The 19,552-nt window shown below is 47.3% G+C and carries 14 protein-coding genes; 7 read left to right on the forward strand and 7 right to left on the reverse strand.

Annotated features, from left to right (window positions below):
* Window positions 1-67: 67 nt before the first annotated feature.
* The 6 genes from ACOTSW_RS06755 to ACOTSW_RS06780 all read right to left on the reverse strand — a co-directional run bounded on the left by ACOTSW_RS06755 (window position 68) and on the right by ACOTSW_RS06780 (window position 8,694).
* Window positions 68-3,154 (reverse strand): efflux RND transporter permease subunit, encoded by a 3,087-nt coding sequence (locus ACOTSW_RS06755; RefSeq protein WP_423681775.1) that lies wholly within the window; start codon window positions 3,152-3,154, stop codon window positions 68-70.
* On the reverse strand, window positions 3,144-4,307 hold the full coding sequence (locus ACOTSW_RS06760; RefSeq protein ID WP_423681776.1) for an efflux RND transporter periplasmic adaptor subunit: 1,164 nt from the start codon (window positions 4,305-4,307) through the stop codon (window positions 3,144-3,146). The genes ACOTSW_RS06755 and ACOTSW_RS06760 overlap by 11 nt, the downstream gene beginning before the upstream one ends.
* Window positions 4,304-5,686 carry a TolC family protein gene (locus ACOTSW_RS06765; RefSeq protein ID WP_423681777.1) on the reverse strand — a complete coding sequence of 461 codons (1,383 nt, stop codon included), beginning with the start codon at window positions 5,684-5,686 and terminating at the stop codon, window positions 4,304-4,306. The genes ACOTSW_RS06760 and ACOTSW_RS06765 overlap by 4 nt, the downstream gene beginning before the upstream one ends.
* 106 nt (window positions 5,687-5,792) lie before the next feature.
* Window positions 5,793-7,181, reverse strand: a complete 1,389-nt coding sequence (locus ACOTSW_RS06770) for a sensor histidine kinase (protein ID WP_423681778.1) — start codon at window positions 7,179-7,181, stop codon at window positions 5,793-5,795.
* A gap of 5 nt (window positions 7,182-7,186) precedes the next feature.
* A complete protein-coding gene (locus ACOTSW_RS06775; protein WP_423681779.1) occupies window positions 7,187-7,855 on the reverse strand; it encodes a response regulator transcription factor in 669 nt (222 codons plus the stop codon).
* A 416-nt stretch (window positions 7,856-8,271) separates the two neighbouring features.
* The gene (locus tag ACOTSW_RS06780; RefSeq protein ID WP_423681781.1) at window positions 8,272-8,694 is read right to left on the reverse strand and encodes a hypothetical protein; all 423 of its coding nucleotides are present in this window, start codon (window positions 8,692-8,694) and stop codon (window positions 8,272-8,274) included.
* Between the two features lie 655 nt (window positions 8,695-9,349).
* Between ACOTSW_RS06780 and ACOTSW_RS06785 the strand changes: the two genes are divergently transcribed.
* Complete coding sequence (locus ACOTSW_RS06785) at window positions 9,350-10,858, forward strand: tyrosine-type recombinase/integrase (RefSeq protein ID WP_423681782.1); 1,509 nt, start codon at window positions 9,350-9,352, stop codon at window positions 10,856-10,858.
* A 296-nt stretch (window positions 10,859-11,154) separates the two neighbouring features.
* Here the strand turns inward: ACOTSW_RS06785 and ACOTSW_RS06790 are convergent, their stop codons facing one another.
* Window positions 11,155-11,427 (reverse strand): DUF1778 domain-containing protein, encoded by a 273-nt coding sequence (locus ACOTSW_RS06790; RefSeq protein WP_423681784.1) that lies wholly within the window; start codon window positions 11,425-11,427, stop codon window positions 11,155-11,157.
* A gap of 437 nt (window positions 11,428-11,864) precedes the next feature.
* Here ACOTSW_RS06790 and cas3 point away from each other — a divergent pair, with 437 nt between their 5' ends.
* The 6 genes from cas3 (at window position 11,865) to cas6e (ending at window position 19,551) form a co-directional block, all read left to right on the forward strand.
* Window positions 11,865-14,633 (forward strand): CRISPR-associated helicase Cas3', encoded by a 2,769-nt coding sequence (gene cas3, locus ACOTSW_RS06795; RefSeq protein ID WP_423681785.1) that lies wholly within the window; start codon window positions 11,865-11,867, stop codon window positions 14,631-14,633.
* Entirely contained in the window at window positions 14,630-16,285 is a 1,656-nt protein-coding gene (casA, locus tag ACOTSW_RS06800; protein ID WP_423681786.1) for a type I-E CRISPR-associated protein Cse1/CasA, read from the forward strand. Before cas3 ends, casA begins: the two co-directional genes overlap by 4 nt.
* A 137-nt stretch (window positions 16,286-16,422) precedes the next feature.
* Window positions 16,423-16,932: a type I-E CRISPR-associated protein Cse2/CasB gene (gene casB, locus ACOTSW_RS06805; protein ID WP_423681788.1), complete on the forward strand. Its 510-nt coding sequence runs from the start codon at window positions 16,423-16,425 to the stop codon at window positions 16,930-16,932.
* Between the two features lie 46 nt (window positions 16,933-16,978).
* Complete coding sequence (cas7e, locus tag ACOTSW_RS06810; RefSeq protein WP_423681790.1) at window positions 16,979-18,034, forward strand: type I-E CRISPR-associated protein Cas7/Cse4/CasC; 1,056 nt, start codon at window positions 16,979-16,981, stop codon at window positions 18,032-18,034.
* A 3-nt stretch (window positions 18,035-18,037) separates the two neighbouring features.
* On the forward strand, window positions 18,038-18,799 hold the full coding sequence (cas5e, locus tag ACOTSW_RS06815) for a type I-E CRISPR-associated protein Cas5/CasD (protein ID WP_423681791.1): 762 nt from the start codon (window positions 18,038-18,040) through the stop codon (window positions 18,797-18,799).
* Window positions 18,800-18,804: 5 nt separating this feature from the next.
* Entirely contained in the window at window positions 18,805-19,551 is a 747-nt protein-coding gene (gene cas6e / locus ACOTSW_RS06820; protein WP_423681792.1) for a type I-E CRISPR-associated protein Cas6/Cse3/CasE, read from the forward strand.
* Window position 19,552: the final 1 nt, after the last annotated feature.

Below are 19,552 nucleotides of genomic sequence, written 5' to 3' on the forward strand. Positions count from 1 at the left end.
ATAGTAGCAACACAGCCAAGAAAAGCAGAAATGCTTAAAGCGGTGAACTGAGGTGCCTTCATCAACTTTACTCTTCCTCCCTGGCTTTATCTTTAAACAGCGAATAGCTCAGAGGTAACAACAGTAAAGTGAAAACAGTCGCAGTAATAATTCCTCCCACAATCACCACCGCAAATGGTCGCTGTGTTTCTGATCCGATTCCATGAGATAGTGCGGCAGGCAATAATCCCAGTCCTGCCATCAAGGCTGTCATCAGAATAGGGCGTAAACGGGCAACGGCACCTTCAATCGCGCTGGGGAAATTCATATCGTTCTTTCTTTCGAAATCAAGAATTTGTTCCAGCATGATGACGCCGTTTTGCACAGAAATACCTGCAACAGCAATGAAACCGACTGCAGCAGATACTGAAAAATGCAGACCTGCGGCAGCGAGACCGGCAATGCCACCGACCATGGTAAATGGCACCATGACCAGTACAAGTAAGGCCATCCTGATTGATTTGAATGCCCAGAATAACAAAGCGAAAATCATGAAAATAGTCACTGGAACAATGATCGCCAGACGCTTCACAGCACGCTGTTGATTTTCAAACTGACCGCCCCAGGTTATAAAGTAACCTGGTGGCAAATTCACTTGTTCACTGACTTTCTTTTGTGCTTCAGCAACAAAGCTTCCCTGATCCCTGCCCAGTAAGTTTGCCTTCACCGACGTATTGCGACCGCCGGCTTCACGGCTGATGCGGCTCGCGCCTTGTTTTAGAACGATTTTGGCAATATCGGCAAGGTCTATGGTTCCCGCGCCGTTAGGTAAGTTAACCTGTAATGTGCCGATGCTGTCGATGGAATTGCGGTAAGCCGCTTTCAGACGAATCGTGATATCAAACCGCTTGTCACCTTCAAAAAAAGTATTCACCGGATAATCGGCGAGCGCGGTTTGAATCACGGTATTAACGTCTGCCACGTTAATACCTAAGCGCGCAATTTTTTCGCGATCGATCACGATGTTGAGTTCAGTTTGCCCGCCGATTTTGACGGCATCGACGTCCGCCGCGCCTTCTATGCCACGTAAGATGTTGGCAATCTGTTCGCTTTTCTGCGTCAGAACGTCCAGATCCGGACCGAAGATTTTGATCGCAATTTCTCCTTTGACGCCGGACAGAGACTCTTCAACATTATCCTGAATGACCTGTGAAAAATTGGTCGGAACGCCGGGTAAGACGCCGATTTTGGCAGTCATATTGGCGATCAGACTTTCTTTATCTTTAAATTTCCATTCACTGTGCGGTTTGAGTTCGGCCAGAATTTCCATATTATTCGGACCTTTCGGGTCCGTGCCATCATCTGGTCGGCCGACGTGAGCCACAACGGATTTGACTTCCGGATAGCTGAGTAAAATCGATCGTACCTGACGTTCTATATCCTTAGTTTTTTCCAACGCCGTAGATGGTGGCAGGCTGATGGTCAGCCAGATATTTCCTTCATCAAGTTTTGGTAAAAATTCACTGCCCAATTGCGGAGCGAGACCTAATGTGACAACAAGAATAGATGTCGAGATCAGAATCACACCACGTTTTTTCTTTACTGCAGAATGGAGCAGTTCCCAGTAAAACTGTTGTGCATTCTCCAACCACTGACTGTGTCGCTCCGCGAGACTGTGTTTTTTCATTGTCAGTGTCAGCAAAGTCGGAATCAGGGTGATCGTCAGAATCAGAGCGCCGAGCATGGCAAAACTTAAGGTCAGCGCGACTGGTGAGAATATTTTTCCTTCCACCCGTTGAAACGTGAAGATGGGAATAAACGCCAGAATAATGATGGCTTTAGCAAACAGAATAGGGTGGCCCATTTCGACCACGGTATCTTTGAGTATGTGTTTTCGCCACAGGAACAAATTGCCATGTTCCTCGTTATGTTTCAGCGCCAGCCTCACCATTAATGCTTCTACCAATACGACAGCGCTGTCGATAATGATGCCGAAATCCACTGCACCCAGCGAGATCAGATTGGCCGGAATCCCCCGCAGATCAAGCATAATGAACGCGCACATCAGCGATAAGGGAATCACCGTGACGACAATCAGGGCAGCGCGCCAGTTACGCAGGAAGACAATCAGAATCGCGACGACCAGAACGGCACCGACGACCAGATTCTCAAAAACAGTCATGATCGTATGATGCAGTAAATCAGTGCGATCATAGATCGGACGTATTTTGACACCCCGTGGTAACTTGGCATTGACGAGGTCTATTTTTTTCTTTAACTCATCAATGATTTTCGCTGCATTACCGCCTTTGGTCATCTGCACGATACCCAGCACGTAGCTGTCACCCTGGTTGTACGAGACGATGCCGGAGCGGGGGTGATGTGTGATTTCTACGTCCGCCACATCGGATACCAACACAGTTTTTCCGTTCTTTGCATTGATAATGACGCGACCGATGTCTTCTTTCTTTTCGAATAAGCCCTGACCACGGACGACCAGCGCTTCATCGCCACGGCGTATCGTGCCGCCGCCTACATTGCTGCTGTTGTTGGTTAACGCCTGACTGACCTGGTCGAGCGTGACGCCATAACGTTTTAAAGCGTTCGGATCAACCTGCACCTGATATTCTTTGACCGTACCACCAAAACTGACCACGTCGGCGACACCGGAAACAATGCGTAATTCCGGACGTATCGTCCAGTCTTGCAAACTGCGCGCATCGTTTTCGGACATTTCCTTAGGAACTTCCAGCACATAGCGGTAGATTTCACCGACGGCTGTCGTCAGCGGCGCAATTGTCGCCTGTACACCTGTGGGCAGTGTGACACCTTGCAGTCTTTCGAGCACCTGCTGGCGTGCGAAATAATCATCGGTTCCATCTTTAAATGTGATGGTGACCACAGACAATCCTGTAATCGAAACGGAGCATAATTGCGTCTGCCCGGGAACGCCGCTCATTTCGCGTTCTATTGGCAATGTCACTGCACGTTCAACTTCTTCGGCTGCCTGTCCCTGGTATTGCGTGACAATCTGCACTTGTACATCCTGCACGTCAGGAAACGCTTCAATCGGCAAATTGCTCATCGCGCGATAGCCGAAAAAAATTAAGGCGACCGTCAGAACTAAAACAAAAACGCGCTGGGTCAGGACAAAATCAACAAATTTATTGAGCATGTGATGCAACCTCAGCGTTGAGTAACAGCGCGCCCTCTTCAACGATGCGTTGTTTGTTGTTCAGTTCAGTGTTCGACGCAACGTCGGCATAACTGACATCACGGTCTTTGCGCACAATATTGATTTTTTGTTTTTGAAATTCACCCGGGCGTTTTTCCAGGAAGACGTAGTTATACAGACCTTCAACGATCAAAGCAGAATTGGGTATCGGAAACGCTTTCTTATCGTTATCAGCCAAAAAGGAGACACGCGCAAACATTTCGGGACGCAGCTTCATGTCTTTGTTATTTAAGACGCCCCTGATTTGTATGCGCCGCGTCGTTGGATCGAGCGCTAAACCAACACGATCAACAATTGCATCAAAGATCTGATCGGGATAGGCGTCAAATTCAAGCTGTATCTTTTGTCCGTTCTTGATATTGCTGATATACCGTTCCGGCACATCAATGAGTACCCACAATCGGTTTAAATCCGTTATCGTCAACAAGGGAGCCGCGGCATCAGGACGCACTTCCAGCCCGGGATTAATTTGTTTATCGCTGATCAGCCCGCTGATCGGGGCTTTCAGTACGAATTGCCCATTTTCGCTACCATGTGCATTCAGGTTACGCATGCGCAAACCGGCACGTTTTGTTTCTGCTACAGCCTGCAGATAATCGGCTTCGGCAGATTCAACATCCTTACGCGCAATCACTTCCTGCTCGAGTAACTTTTGCGCCCGGTCCAGATTCAATTTTTTTCGTTGCTGATCCGCTTTCGCTTTTGCAAAATCAGCGTCTGCCGTTGCCATATCCGGCGAATCCAGTATCAGAAGGGGAGTATCTTTCTTGACGTAATCGCCAATTTCAACAGTGGAGCGGATGACACGTCCTGCGACTGGCGAGCTGATACGGCTGGTGACGTTTTCATCATAAGCAAGTTTGCCATTCATCGTGTCCGCAATCGGTAAGCTAACCTCACTTATTGCTGTTAATTTGATTGAAGCCAGCTGCGGTGCATTTGCCGAGTAGCTTATTTTTCCGATCTCTGCTTTCGCTATGGGGGGCGTCTCTGATTTTGTTTCAGCAGCGGTGACCCGCTTGCCGGAATAGATGACAGTAATACCTGCTAAGGCAAGCGTGATAATCACAATAGATAAATGACGTAATTTCATTTTTGTTCCAATTCTTCCAGACTGATACGCAGAGACATGCCGGCTTTTGCCAGATCAGCTTTTGTATAGATCGCATCCAGTTCGATAGACCGGTATGTCCGTCGTGCGTCCAGCACATCCATTACTGGTACTGCGCCGTTTTTAAAAGCAAATTCAGTGGCTTCTGCTGATTTGCGGGCTGCAGGGAGCAATTCGTTTTGAACGCGAGTCAGCTGTGTTTTGGTTGTCTGCAGCGATTCAATTTGCAGGTTTAATTCGCTGCGTGCAGCATCCGTTGTTTTTGCTAAGTTCTCTTGTGCCGCATCAACCGCAACTTCGGCAGCCCGGATTTCGCCCTGAAATTCATAGCGGGTAAATAAAGGGATTTGCACAGAAATCCCGTAGCTGTTTCCTGAACCAAGCTGATTTGCCGGACTGGTCGGATAGTGTTCAAACTGCAGACCAACGGTGATGTCACGGGTTTTTGCCGCTAAGGCTAATTTTCTTGCTGTGAGCGCTGCTTCCAGACGCGCCTTCGCCGCTGCAACGTCGGAGCGTTTCTGAATCAATTCATCAGGCGGCAAGCTTGCTGGAAAATTATCAGTGGCAGGCCAGTCGTTAGCCACACGTATAGACTGGAAATTTTCTTTTATTCCCATTAGCAAAGCCAGGGCACTTTGTGCACGTTTTAGCTCGTTGGCAGACTGGAGCAGATCGTTTTCAGCGCGTAAAGCATCGATGCGTACCCGGGCAACGTCGGCACCAGAAATATCTCCCGATTTTTTTCGTTTATTCGCTGCATTCAGCGTGGCTTGATAAGAGTCTGAATTTTCCTGGCTGATACGTAGTTTGTGCTGTGCCGCTAAGAGATCATAATAAGCAGCGCTGACCATTTGTTTGAGTTGACGTCTGGTATCGTTGAAATCCAGCCGGCTGGCTTTTTCAAGATGCGTCGCCGTCTCTATCCGTAAATCACGTTTACCGCCGCGTTCGATCAGCTGATCAATTCTGAGAGTGCTGTCGATCGTTTTATTTCTCAGCGAACCCGCACCTATACCTAGTCTGGGATTGATTCCGCTGCTCTGGATGGTCAGGTTGGGATTGGGTGCTGCGCTTGCGGCCGTGGTGGCAGCTTCAGCATTGTCGACATTGGTTTTCCCGAGCTTTAAGTCGTGGTTATACTGAAGCGCGAGTTGCATCGCGCGCTCCAGACTGAGAGACGATAAGCCGGCTTCCGGCAGATTTCCGGAAATGCTGCTGTTGTTATAGGCTTGGTCTGGCAGTTTCTGAGTCGGTTCAATGAGCTTCTGAGCATAGCAAGAGGGGGCAGAGCTGTATGCTGCAATGGCTATCCCGACTACCCAATGAAACTTTGCCAGTGAAGAGCAAGGTTTAGTCATTTTTGTTCTGCATAATGGGATTAATACATGAAACCATTATGCAAACCTATACTGTCAATAACATGACAGTAAGCTGACAAAATCCTGACAACAAAAAATTTATTGCTTACTCCGCACTACGGATCGCCGGAAAGTGCACTGAAAAAATAGTGCCGCCCGCTTCAGCATCCTTGATCGTAATTTGCGCATTGTGATCTTTCACAATGTCGGCAACAATCGCAAGACCGATACCATTACCATTAACGCGCTCACCAGTACCCTCGGAGATACGATAGTGACGATGAAATATCAGTTCTCTCTCAGCTTCCGGGATGCCCGGCCCGTTATCCTCAACTGAAAAAATAACTGCTTTGTCCTTGGTGAGCGTATTCACCGTGACGATACCGCCCTCCGGCGTATAGGTAATTGCGTTATCTATCAGATTTTCTATCAGATCACGCAGCAGAAAAGCATCGCCGGAAATGCGTGCCGGAGAAAGCTCAAAACCCAGATCAATATTTTTTTTATCCGCTGCACTTAAAAAATTTGGAATACAGTCAGCCACTATCATGTCCAGTGATAGCGGTTCAAGTCTTTTGCGTTCAAACTTGCTGGGTTCTGCTCTCGCGAGCGATAGCAACTGATTGGTTTGCCGTATCATGCGCTCTGTCGAAATCATCATCAGCGAAACAGATCTGGCGGTTGTACTCTCACTGGCATACTTATCCTGCAACCATTCGATTTGCGCTTTTAATCCGGCAAGAGGCGTACGTAACTGATGCGCAATATTTGCCAGAAAGTCTTGCTGGGCATTCGAGCCGGTTTCAATTTTTTTGAGCAAACGGTTAATGGCTGTCACGACGGCGCCTAGCTCAAGTGCATTTTCTTCCACAGGAATCGCTGACAGTGCATCAAAATCTCGCTGATTCAGGTCGGCCTGTATTTTTTTCAGTGGTAACAAACCTTTGGTTACCGCAATCCACACCACACCAAGAAGTAAAAAAGTGAGTGTGCCTTCAATAAAAATTAATGCGGTCAGTATTCGGGTACGGATTGCATTCCTTTTCTTTAAAGTTTCACCTACATGAATGACGACAACCTGTTCGCCAACTGAGAATTTAATGCTGACGATACGGATTTCTTCTCCGCGCATCATGTCGTCCGAGAAATGAGGTTCATCGAGACTTTCCAGTTCACTTTGTTGCGGGAAGTCTTTATCTCCTGCCAGTGTCTGATTGTTCTGATTGCGGATTGCAAAATAAATGGTGTTGATATGATCAACCCTCAAAACTTGTTCTACGGAAGAGGGCAGATCCACGCTGATGCCAACACCGTTCGTATTCAAGCGGGTCGCCAGCGCCCAGCAAGTATCAGCCAGACTTTGGTCAAATGCAATCTGTGCAGGTTCCCAGGCAAGCCAGTACACAAGCCCGCCGCCAATGAAATTCACGATCAGTATAGGAATCAGTAACCACCCTAAAAGACTGCGGCGAATACTTGGCTGCCCTGAACTCATCACTCTCACTTTTCCTCTTCCAGCATGTAGCCAAAGCCACGAATGGTCCGGATCATTACCCTTGCATTCTGCAATTTCAAGCGTATCCGGGAAACATAGACTTCAATTGCATTGACTGAAATATCCCCGTCATGCGCCAAAATAGCATCGATAATTTGCTGTTTGGATACCACCCGGTTTTCATTTTTAAGCAGATATTCAAGTATCGTCCATTCACGCGCAGACAATTCAATGCTTTGGCCGTCCACGGAAGCTCGTTTCGTTTGTGACTCAAGATGCAATAAGCCAAGCCGGATTCCGACAGAGGCTGGGGAACTTCGTCTGACTAATGCTTTTAAACGCGCGACTAATTCCAGGGTGGAAAAGGGTTTGACCAGATAATCATCTGCTCCCAGTTCAAATCCTTTAACCCTGTCTGATATCGCATCTCTGGCTGTCAGCATCAGAACAGGAAAATTGTTACGCTGAATTTTCCGTATCTGATGCAGGACATCAAACCCATCCATATCCGGCAAGCCGATATCGAGAATCATGACAGAGATTTTTTGTTCCTGAGCGATAAAACAGGCATCTTTACCATTATGGGCAACATCTACCAACATACCATGCTCACGCAGCATCTGAGAGATGCCTTCTGCCAGAACCGGATCGTCTTCGACTAAAAGAATATGCATAAGTGATAGATAAAATAAGCTGCTATTGAAGGCGCTGTTTCTTTGTGTTGCTGACATTATTGCATGAGCGCAGACTGACGGTTGTCCTTTAACACGGATCATGCCGCGCAACGAGATCGGACATATCCGCGTTGCTGTACGGGATGGACTAAAAAACCCTCGGTCGCCGTAGGTCGCCAGCAAATACTTTTGCGGATATCCCGAACTAATGATCAGAACTGGTAATTGAACGTCAGAGAAATGGCACTCAGACGCTAAGCAGTGTATTGAATGACCATCCTGAATCGCCGTGGCAAAAGAGCAGGCAGAACGATCACTTTTCTGATGGGATGAAATTCAAAAAGCCTTATCAATTTTTCTGAGAAAGACCGCTTGAATGCAGAAAAAGTGATCTGTGCAGAGATCACTGAATCTATTTACTCGAACCAGGAAAAGACTACTTTTTTATGAGCTCCGTTTTTGATTTCAATCGACTGTGTTTTGGTTGATCCCTCGCGGATGGCTTCAATCCGATAATAACCGTCTGCGAGCTTCGCGAATAAATAAGGCCCGTCACTAACAGTGTCCAGCAAGACTTTTCCCTCTTTGTCGCTGAGACGCACATGAACGTCAGCGAGATAAATTTCCTTACCTGCCGATTTGACAGTGAAAATACACTCGAGCGGATAATTTGCAGCTGCCCGTTTCATTGCATTTGACTCATCCGAGCCTATGCCGCCAGAAACATAGGTAACGCCATGTTCTGTTTTCTCGGCAGGTAAATTCTGTTCACTGGCTTGTACATTCGCGGAAAGTGAAAATATCGCACAACAAATGACGGTGCTTAAAAACTTATGCATGAGCTACTCCTGTTAGGTAGAGTGGTGTAACACGACAGAATCATGAGCCGCAAATTTCGCCTGACAAAACCTCCTTCAGGAACCAAAATTTTTCAATGACTTTTCTCGGAAGCATCATCTTTGTTCACAGTGAGCCTTCTCCGATAAGATTTACGATAGGTCTGATTAATTTTATTGATTTGATTTGAATCAAACAATACATTTGGAAATGAATCTTCACGTCCTTTTGACGATGTGGGGGAACTTCGGACTGCGTGGCTATTTTTGTTCAATCACAGTGTGAAAAGTTACGCAAAGCAGCGGAGGGAATTTGGCTCAGTGTTAAAGGGGGCTACTGATTTTTTCTTACCAAATGCCCCAAAATAAAAAGGACTTACAAATATGAAATTTGTAAGTCCTTGATTTTATTGGTCGGGACGGTGTGATTCGAACACACTACCCCTTGCACCCAATGCACTTAATTCAGTGTCCAATAAGATCCAATAAAATTCAACGTTATTAAAATTACTGTGTTAATTCAATGAGTTATGTGAATTTAGTGTCCAGTGATGTCCAATGCTGTAAACTGTAATCCACGGATTTTTTCTTACCAAGTTCTTACCAAATAAATGCCTCATCGCTGGGCAGCAAATGGTAAGAATTTTCTAGGGTTGATATGCCAGCATTAACAACAACAAAAATCGAGAAATATAAACCTACCAAAAACACCGAGGTGCTCAGTGATGGCAATGGGCTTTCCGTTCGCTTTAGGAAAAGTCAGTCAGGAGTCGTTTCCATGAACTGGTTGTACACCTACCGTGTTGGCACACAGTCAAATTACATTACGATCGGCGAATACAATGAATTCCTGAGTGACGTTGACGCAAAGATCTTTGAGATGCCGCCTGCCACAAAATTATCCCTGGCAAATGCGCGTTTAATAGCATTGTTTTTTAAGTCTTTGCGGGATAGGGGTTTAGATCCCAAAGAATACATCCAAACTGAAAAAGATAGACTTCCAATCGAGCGACAACGATTAATCGATGAGGAACTGGCTCAGCAAAAGGAAGCAGAACAGAAGGCTAAGGAGCTTTTGCGTCAAAATTTGACGGTCAAAGATATGTTTGATGCATGGATAGTTGATGGTGTCAGGCGCAAGGATGGAAACGAAGTTCTTCATAGGACCTTCAATAAAGATGTTTTCCCCCTAATCGGTCATATTCCTATCAAAGACATCACTGAGCATGAGTTGCGGTCTGTTTTGCGCCAAATGGTTGCACGAGGGGTGAATAGAACAGCCGTGCTCATGCGCAACTCGCTGGCGCAGATGTTTTCCTGGGCAGAAAAGCGCCAGCCGTGGCGTAAACTGCTCGCAGAGGGAAATCCTATGGACTTGATCGAAATTAAATATATCGTTAGTCCAGATTATGATATGGACAACCTGCGGAACAGGCGCTTATCAGAAAGCGAGATCTTTGAGCTAAGCAATATCTTCAAGGAGAAGCAGTTGGCATTTGATAACGCCCCAAACAGACGTAGCTGCGAACGTCCAATTAGTATCGCTTTGCAATGTGCTATTTGGATACAACTTTCGACTATTTGTCGTAGTGGAGAGATGTTGATGGCGCGATGGGAGCACGTCGATTTCGAAAAGGGAGAGTGGTACATACCCCGAGAAAACGTCAAAGACAACGTGAATGAGATGATGGTTTATCTCTCTCCATTTGCCTTGAATCAGTTCAGATTGCTATTTGAGGAGACAGGTGATACGGAATGGTGTTTCCCAGCAAGGCATAAGCATAACGAGCACGTGTGTATTAAGTCTATGGCGAAACAAGTCGGGGACCGGCAATCAATGTTCAAAAAGGGCAATGATGGTGAGCCAAGAAAGCCGATGAAGAATCGACGCCACGATAACTCGTTTGTACTTGGAGGCGGCAAGGACGGCGCATGGACCCCGCACGACCTTAGACGAACCGGCTCCTCAATGATGCAGGCCTTAGGTATTCAAAATGATGTAATTAATAAATGCCAAAACCATGTTTTTGCTGGAATGAGTAAAGTTGATCGACATTACCTGCTTCACGCATTTAAAAATGAGAAGAAGAGTGCTTGGGTTGAGCTAGGTAAAAAACTGACTGAAATTTTCAACAACGAATTCAATGCATCTACAATCGAGGACTGAACACTTTGCTATATTTTGTCTTTCCTGATTTAAAATTCGCAATGATTCAGTCCTCCCTTCCTCAGGCTATCTCCAATTGAAAATGTTTGCCACAAGGTCTTTATAGACAGAATCATTTATTGCTGGGTAATGTTGAAGCTTGACGCTGGTGGTAATCCTGCTTTGGAGTACCGATGCACCAAACCTAATGCCTTGTGCACCGAGTTGATTACCATCTTTAGAAAATGGCTTCGCCGTACGCAAATCCATCCAAAAGGTAGGTAGTCTCTACTGGCTGAAGTGCGCCGCTTGCAAACTCATGCCTTGACTTTGCTCCAAGGAGCCGTCACGGCCATGAGGCGTTCAAGCCCAGGATTGTTGCTGGGCAGGGCGTTGAGCATTGCATTGAACTGTTGGAGCTTGTCGGTATTCAGGTTGAAAAAAACCTGATCAAGCACCACGGCCTGTGCTTTGTCGCATGCGGCTTCGAGCATGAAGTCCGAACGATTTTTGCCCAGCAGGGTTGCAGCATGATCAATTAAGTCTCGCTGCTCAGGCAAAGCCCGCAGATTGATGGCGGCATCGCGCATGGTTTCCCCTTTGATTGTATATGCAATAGATATACGAATCACAGTCACATGTATAGCCGTTGTCAATACGACATTTGTCAGTACCGAAGTAGGTGTTGACATCAAAAATGGGTGCGAATGAGTGTGACCTTACCCAAATAAATATTGTCTCTGCTTCAAAACTATAGTAGCGCGTGGCACTGATTGGGGGAGGTTCACAGCTAGCGCTGATGAATAGAGAAAAGCTGTATTTTGAGTGGCTAGCGGGTGAGTGTAAACTTGTGGCAATTCATAATGTATGAATTTCAATTAACTAAGACGACCGTATAGTTATTATATATATTGACATATTTTATACTTGTTATTATATTTGTAATATCTAATTGGTTATTTTAATTATCTAAACTTGATAAAGACTAAGAGGAGCGTTTCAACATAATTCGATAGAATTTCAATATATGACAGGCAGATTCGCGCACTACCAATATTGGGGCAAAGCCAAGCCTTCAAGGGAGTGTGGCGACGAGTATCATTTATTAGTTTTCCATTCATTGGACGTGGCGGCGGTAGGTGTCAGTTACCTCAGGGACTCCAAAAATTTTCTTCAGGCGGCTAGTCAATTATTGAACTGTTCAGAGGCCGCTTTTTTAGAATGGACAGCATTTCTCCTTGCCTTGCATGATCTTGGTAAATTCAGTGAAGCGTTTCAGTCACAACGTGAAGACCTGATATCGATCTTGCAGCAGCGGCTTCCTAATCCAAGTAAGTTATATTTGGAGCGCCATGACTCATTGGGCTTTTGGTTATGGGATGACGATCTGGTCGAGGAAGATATTTTACTCAAAATTGGCATCGACAATTCATCGCGCACCCAGAGAGGATTGCGCAGTTGGATGCAGGCAGTCACTGGGCATCATGGTATGCCGCCGAAAGCTAACGGTCAGGTCAATTCGTTTTTTCTCAGGAGTGATAAGCAGGCTGCCGGTCAGTTTGTGCAGGCAATGGCAAGCTTACTATTGACCGACGAATCCAGGCGTATTCCGCTTCAGACAGGGGCTGATTTTGAAACGAATAGTCAAATGCTGTCATGGTGGTTTGCTGGCGTGACCGTATTGGCTGATTGGCTGGGATCCAATACGAATTTTTTTTCTTACCAGCAGCAAGAGCAAGATTTAGAAGAATACTGGTCTGCAGTAAAGAGAAAAGCAGACCGTGCACTGGCACATTCCGGTGTGTTGCCTGTGCCGGTCAAGCCGGGGAAACAGATCAGGGACTTTTTCACGTATATCGATGAGCCATCGCCGTTACAGCACTGGGCAGCAACGGTAGGCATCCCGCAGTCTCCGCAGATTTATTTATTAGAAGACGTCACTGGTGCAGGTAAAACAGAGGCGGCGCTCATGCTGGCTTATCGCTTAATGGCGCAAGGCGCGGCAGAGGGATTTTTCATTGGACTACCGACGATGGCAACAGCGAATGCCATGTACCATCGGATAGCGGATGTCTACAGAAAGCTCTTTGAGGGGAATGCGAATTTAACGCTGGCACATGGCTTCAAAACGCTGGTCGATAAATTTGCTATTTCCATTTTACCTGACGACGAACCTGAGCATGATCCCGCTCAGTCAGATGAAACGGCGACGACCCGCTGCACGGCATGGCTGGCGGATCACACCAAGCGGGCGTTACTCGCATCCGCAGGTGTTGGCACTATCGATCAGGCATTGCTTGCTGTTCTCCACAGCAAGCATCAGTCTTTGCGGTTACTCGGTTTATATAACAAGGTATTGATTATCGACGAGGTTCACGCCTGCGATGCTTATATGCAAGGCGTATTAGAAGTGCTGCTGAATTTTCATGCGCGGACGAATGGTTCTGTGATTTTGCTTTCCGCTACTTTGCCGGTAGACATGAAGCAGAGCCTGATCAACGCTTATACCAGAGGGCGTAATCAAACAAGTGTCCCGCTTGTCAACTCCATCGACTATCCATTAGCGACCTGTTGGTACGACGGTCAGACGAGGCTCAGTGAAACTGCACTTTCCTCGCGGGCGAATGTCTCCCGGACAGTGCAGGTACATTACGAATCAGATATTGATGCAGTCTGCGCACATATTGATGCTGCTTTAAAACAAGGGCAATGTGTAGGATGGATTCGTAATACGGTCGCTGATGCGATGGCAGCTTACGAGCGCTTTTCAGTCAGTGTTCCAGCAGACAAAATCACCTTATTCCACGCCCGTTTTTCCTTGCAGGACCGGCTGAATAAAGAAGCTCAGGTATTGCATTCTTTTGGCGGGAAAAGTACACCTGAAGACAGACAAGGTCGCCTGATGATTGCAACTCAGGTCGCAGAACAGTCGCTGGACGTGGATTTCGATGTTCTCATCACTGACCTTGCGCCGATAGACCGTGTACTTCAAAGAGCCGGGCGCTTGCAACGTCATGTACGTGATGCGCAGGGTAAGCGCATCAGCGAGACAGGTGCAAAGGATGCTCGCCCCGCTGCATGCTTATGGGTGTTTGCACCTGCATGGACAGTACAGCCCAAAGCGGACTGGTATGGCGCCGTATTTAAAACCGGGCAATACGTATACAAAAACCATGGCCAATTGTGGCTCAGTGCACAGGCGTTACAGAAAGGCTGTTTTACGATGCCAGCTGATGCGCGGACGATGATCGAGCAGGTGTTTTCGAAAGATGCAGTATTGCCCACGTCACTGACGGTGAGCTCCCTGAAAGCGCAAGGTCAGGATATGTCCGAAGCCAGTCTGGCCCAGCAAAATACCCTGAAAATAGCAGCAGGTTATCAGCGCGGAGATATCGGTGATTGGTGGAGCGAGGCGAAAACACCTTCCCGTCTTGGCGAAGAAACGTCAGAGATCATGTTGGCAAAATGGGCAGGCGACAATCTGGAGCCGTGGGCAAGTGGCGTCTGGTCTTACAGCATGGTGAAGGTGGCCACACGCTTATTGGCGCGGATTGATCCGCCTTCAGAACCTGCTGCGCGCATAGCTTATGACAGATTACATAAAACGTTGCCGGGTGAAGGAAAGTGGTGCGGCTTATTGCCTTTGTCGCGACGGGCAGATGGTGTCTGGCAAGGGCAAGCATGGACGGCGGGAAATGAAAAATCGGGAAAAAAATCAGAGCTGCTGACCTGGTTGTATGACGAGAATTTTGGATTGCGGGTGGAGAAAGCTCAACAAGGAGAAATAGACGAATGAATTTGTTGGAAGAAAAATGGCTGCCAGTTCGCCGCAACACTGGCCGCATTGACTGGATTGCGCCTTGTCAGATAGTTGAGGACGATATCCTTGCCTTTGCTGCTAACCGGCCTGATTTTAATGGTGCGTTGGCTCAGATGATGGTTGGCCTGCTGCAGACAACTTCGCCCGTAAATACTGAGGGAGATTGGGAGGAGTGCATCGATTCGCCGCCAACGACTGAGTTGCTGCAAAAATGGTTTGCCCCCGTTGCTGATGCCTTTATCCTGGCTGGTGACGGTGCACGTTTTATGCAGGACTTCAGTCTGACAGCGGGAACCGAATGTGCGATAGACGCACTGTTGATTGATGCAGCGGGTGGCTCGACGATTGATAAAAATACCGATCACTTTGTTAAGCGTGACATCTTTAAAGCGATGTGCCCGCATTGTGCCGCAACTGCCTTGATGACATTGCAAACTAATGCTCCGGCAGGTGGCGCGGGAAACCGTACCAGCTTACGCGGTGGTGGTCCATTAACCACGCTGGTGGTGGCAACGCCCTCGCGCAGCCTGTGGCACGACCTGTGGCTGAACGTAAAGCCGCAACGCCTGTTTCTGGAGCAGGGCGGCGATGCAGAGAAAAAAGCAGCCCACTTCACATTTCCATGGCTGGCTGATATTGCCAAAATTCAGACCGCAGGTGGTGAGGCCCAGCCGCTGCAAACCCATCCTCATCATGTGTTTTGGGCAATGCCTCGCCGTATCCGCCTTGATTTTGCGAGTGTCCAGACGGGGCAGTGCGATATATGTAAGCGTGAATCGACGCAATTGATACATCGTTATCTGACCAGGCCGCAGGGCTTGAATTACAAAGGGCCATGGCACCATCCATTTTCCCCATACTACGAGACGAAGGAAGGCTGGTTGCCCGTGCATCCGCAACCCGATGGATTCAGCTATAAACATTGGTTGTCCTGGGCGATGGGCAGTTCGCACAATAAAAAAAATGTGCAGGCAGCAAGCATCGTGAATTATGTTGAAGGGCAGCGCCGGAATAAAGCGGGAGCCTTGCGTTTATGGGTGTTTGGCTATGACATGGATAACATGAAACCCCGCTGCTGGTATGAAACCCGGTTTCCTTTATATCAGCTTACGGATTGTGACCGCGCTACCCAGAAGAACTTTCAGGATTTAGTCAAACGCCTGATTGAATCAGCAGAGCAAGCTATTTTTTACTTACGTCAGGCGGTCAGGCAGGCCTGGTTTGGGGATAGTGATTTGCGGGGCGATTTAAGTTTTGTTGATAAAGCTTTTTGGGATGGTACTGAACTACATTTTTATCGCTGTCTGGAAGGTTTAATCCGGCAAGCACATTCTGAAACCGGTATCAATGAGGACGACAGTCATTTCCTCATCAGTTTTGGCGAGGCGTGGCTGAGCGTGTTAGCTAAAAAATCTTTGCACTTATTTGACGTTGATATTGTAGGTGCTGGCTCCATCGCACAACAAAATCCGCGGCGAATTGCGGAAGCCTATAAAGGTCTGGAAAGAAACCTGTCTGGTAAAGCGATCAAAACAATTCTGCAGATTCCAATAGTGAATCAAACAGAAGGCCCGGGCAAGCAGGGCAAATCAGGCAGCGTGAAAAAAAATCCAAAAACAAAGACGTAACAGGTAAGCAGATAGTGAATGTCAGGCAGCACCGTTTATAGCAATTGAAAGTGAATGACGGTGACGTACTTTGGTTTGATCGGTGCTGAATTATTGACCAGTTTACAAACGGAATCGTGTTCGCAGGAGTATTAACTATGCAAGAAAAAATCAGTTTCAGTCCTGAGAGTCATTTAGGGCAGACGTTGCATCAATGGTGGGTTGATCTGAAAGATGACCGTGCCAGCCGTGCCATGTTGCGTCGTTGTTCCACATTAGATGAAGTGAGTCTGAATCCGGCTTATCAGCGTTTTTATCGTTTCATGCTCGCACATCGCTGGCCTGCTGAATCGACAAACACGCAAAAAGATAAATTAGCCGCTATTGCGAGTTTATTGGCGCATGTGATAACAGATGATCAGGACCCCGTTGGGGTAAGGATGTCAGTATTGGCAGGCGATAAACCCTTGGTTTCAGAACTTCGTTTCCGGGGTTTGTTGAAAATTGACGATATGGATGATTTATTCGTCAGTTTGCGCCGTACGCTTCCGCTGATCAAAAATCAGGTGAATGTTTATCAGTTGGCTCACGATATCTACTGGTGGAATGACATCACAAAAAAACGGTGGGCATATGACTACCGCTGGCCTGTCAAACAAAATACTTAATCCCCGAAGTTATTTGCGAACAACATATCAATATCAAGGAAAAAACATGTCTCGTTATATTCAATTACATATCCTGACCAGCTACCCTCCATCAAATCTGAACCGTGATGACACCGGTCGCCCAAAAACAGCCGTAGTCGGAGATTCTGTACGCCTGCGCATTTCTTCGCAAAGCCTCAAGCGTGCCTGGCGTACTTCGGATATTTTTGAGTCTGTCTTGAAAGGGCATATCGGTACCCGCACCAAAGAAATGGGTGTGCATGTCTATCAGACGCTCGCAAAGCAGGGTGTCAGCGAAAAAAATGCGCGCGAATGGGCAAAAACCATAGCCAGCCAATTCGGAAAATTAAAATCGGACAAAAAGAACGAAGGTGGCGAGGATCTGCATGTTGAGCAACTGGTGCACTTCAATCCTGAGGAGGAACAAGCGATAGCCACCTTAGTGGATAAACTGGTGGCAACTCAGGAAGCGCCCACCGACAAAGATCTGAAATTATTGCGCAAGCAGCATAGCGCCGCCGATATCGCCATGTTCGGTCGTATGCTAGCGAAGCAGTCAGAATTTGCTACAGAGGCAGCGGTGCAAGTCGCTCATGCGATCACTGTACACAAAGCAGCCATTGAAGATGATTATTTTACGGCTGTTGATGATCTGAATAAGGGCGAGACAGACCAAGGTGCTGCGCATATTGGTGAAACCGGGTTTGGCGCAGGGGTATTTTATTTATACCTTTGCATTGACCGCGCCTTGTTATTGAAAAATTTGGGTGACAATAAAGAATTGACACAGCAGGCACTCAAGGCATTGCTGCATGCTGTTACCAAAGTATCACCGACAGGCAAACAGAATAGTTTTGCCTCAAGAGCTTACGCAGGGTATGTACTCGCTGAAAAAGGCGATCAACAGCCACGTACACTGGCTCAGGCTTTTCTCAAGCCAGTGAAAGACACTGATACTTTAAACCGTGCAGTGACTGAATTGAACCGGCAGCGTAATAACTTTAATACCGTGTACGGCGAATGTGCTGATGCCGTGCAGGAATTCAATGTAGAAGCAGGAACAGGTAGCCTGAGCGAAGTCGCTGAATTTATTGTTGAGTAAATCATGGAGACTTTGATTTTTCAACTGCAAGGTACCATGGCGGCATGGGGGGAAGTGGCTGTCGGCGAGTATCGCCCCAGCGCGGATTACCCAGGTCAATCCGCTATCTATGGTTTGCTGGCTGCCGCGTTGGGCATAGACAGGGATGATCATGCGGCGCACATGGCCTTGTGTAACAGCTATCGTATCGCGATTGGTGTAGTGAGTACCGGTCGATTATTGCGTGATTACCATACCGCGCAAGTTCCCAGTCGCACGAACCTTAAAAAGCGGCCACATGCCACGCGTCGTGATGAGTTGTCGCTGCACAAACAAGACCTCAATACGATTTTGTCCACCCGCGATTATCGTCAGGATGCTTTTGTTCTGGTTGCAGTTCAGGAATATGCAGACGCGCCTTATACATTAGTCCAGTTAGCCGAAGCATTGCGTAAGCCCCAGTTCGTGTTGTACCTGGGTCGCAAATCATGCCCTGTTGCCACACCTCTGCATCCTTGTATTTTAGATGCGTCAACGGTTGTAGCTGCTTTATCTACTTATCAGCAACAACTGATGGCACTGTGGCAGAAGACCTCAGTAGCACCTCCTGCAGGCAATGAGATTACTATCCAAAAAATTGTCTGGGGAGATGATTTTGGTACGGATGATCTAGCGACGATGGGGGTGTTGCGTGATTTCAGTATCACCCGCAAAGATCAGTTGATCACCCGCCAGGGTTGGCTATTTGCAGACAGAAGCGAACACATCGCCTTAATGAAGGAATGAGCCCCATGTATTTTAGCGTAATTACCCCGGTGAACTTGCGGCAGGCTGCGCATGAAATGGCGCAGTCAGCCGCCTACGCCGAACATCAATGGCTATGGAAATTTTTTCCCAGCAGTCAGGATCAGCAACGCGATTTTATTTTTCGTCGCTATGATCAGGAAGTGACGCCCCGCTTTTATATCGTCTCAAAGCGTGAGCCTGTTGCGTTTAGTGAAGTATGGCAGGTACAGAGCCGACCTTACGCTCCGCAATTATCAGATGGCCAGCATTTATCGTTTCAATTGCGTGCTAATCCTGTTATCACCAAAACAAACGACAAAGGCAAACCTCAGCGACATGATGTTGTCATGGACGCCAAGAAGCGTCTTTTGCTTGAGCACGGACTGACTGAAGACGCGACGTGGCGGGATTGGAAGCGAGACGACAAACCTCTGCTTTACGATTTGACACAACGGACTTGTCTCGACTGGTTGCAAAGTCGTTCAGATCGCCTTGGCTTTAGCATCGTTGCGGCGAATGTTGATGCCTACCAGCAGCACAGGGCGGATAAGCAGCATAAGCAGCACAGGGCGGATAAGCAGCATAAGCAGCGCAGGGCGGATAAGCCAGAGATCCTTTTTAGCACCGTGGATTTTTCCGGGGAATTGATCGTTACTGACCATGAACTATTTCATCACACGCTTTTTCACGGTATAGGGCATGCCAAAGCATTTGGCTGTGGTTTGCTACTCGTGAAAAAATCTGAAAGCTGAT

Origin of the sequence: Undibacterium sp. WLHG33 (assembly GCF_049544815.1) — a bacterium.
GTDB lineage: Bacteria > Pseudomonadota > Gammaproteobacteria > Burkholderiales > Burkholderiaceae_D > Undibacterium.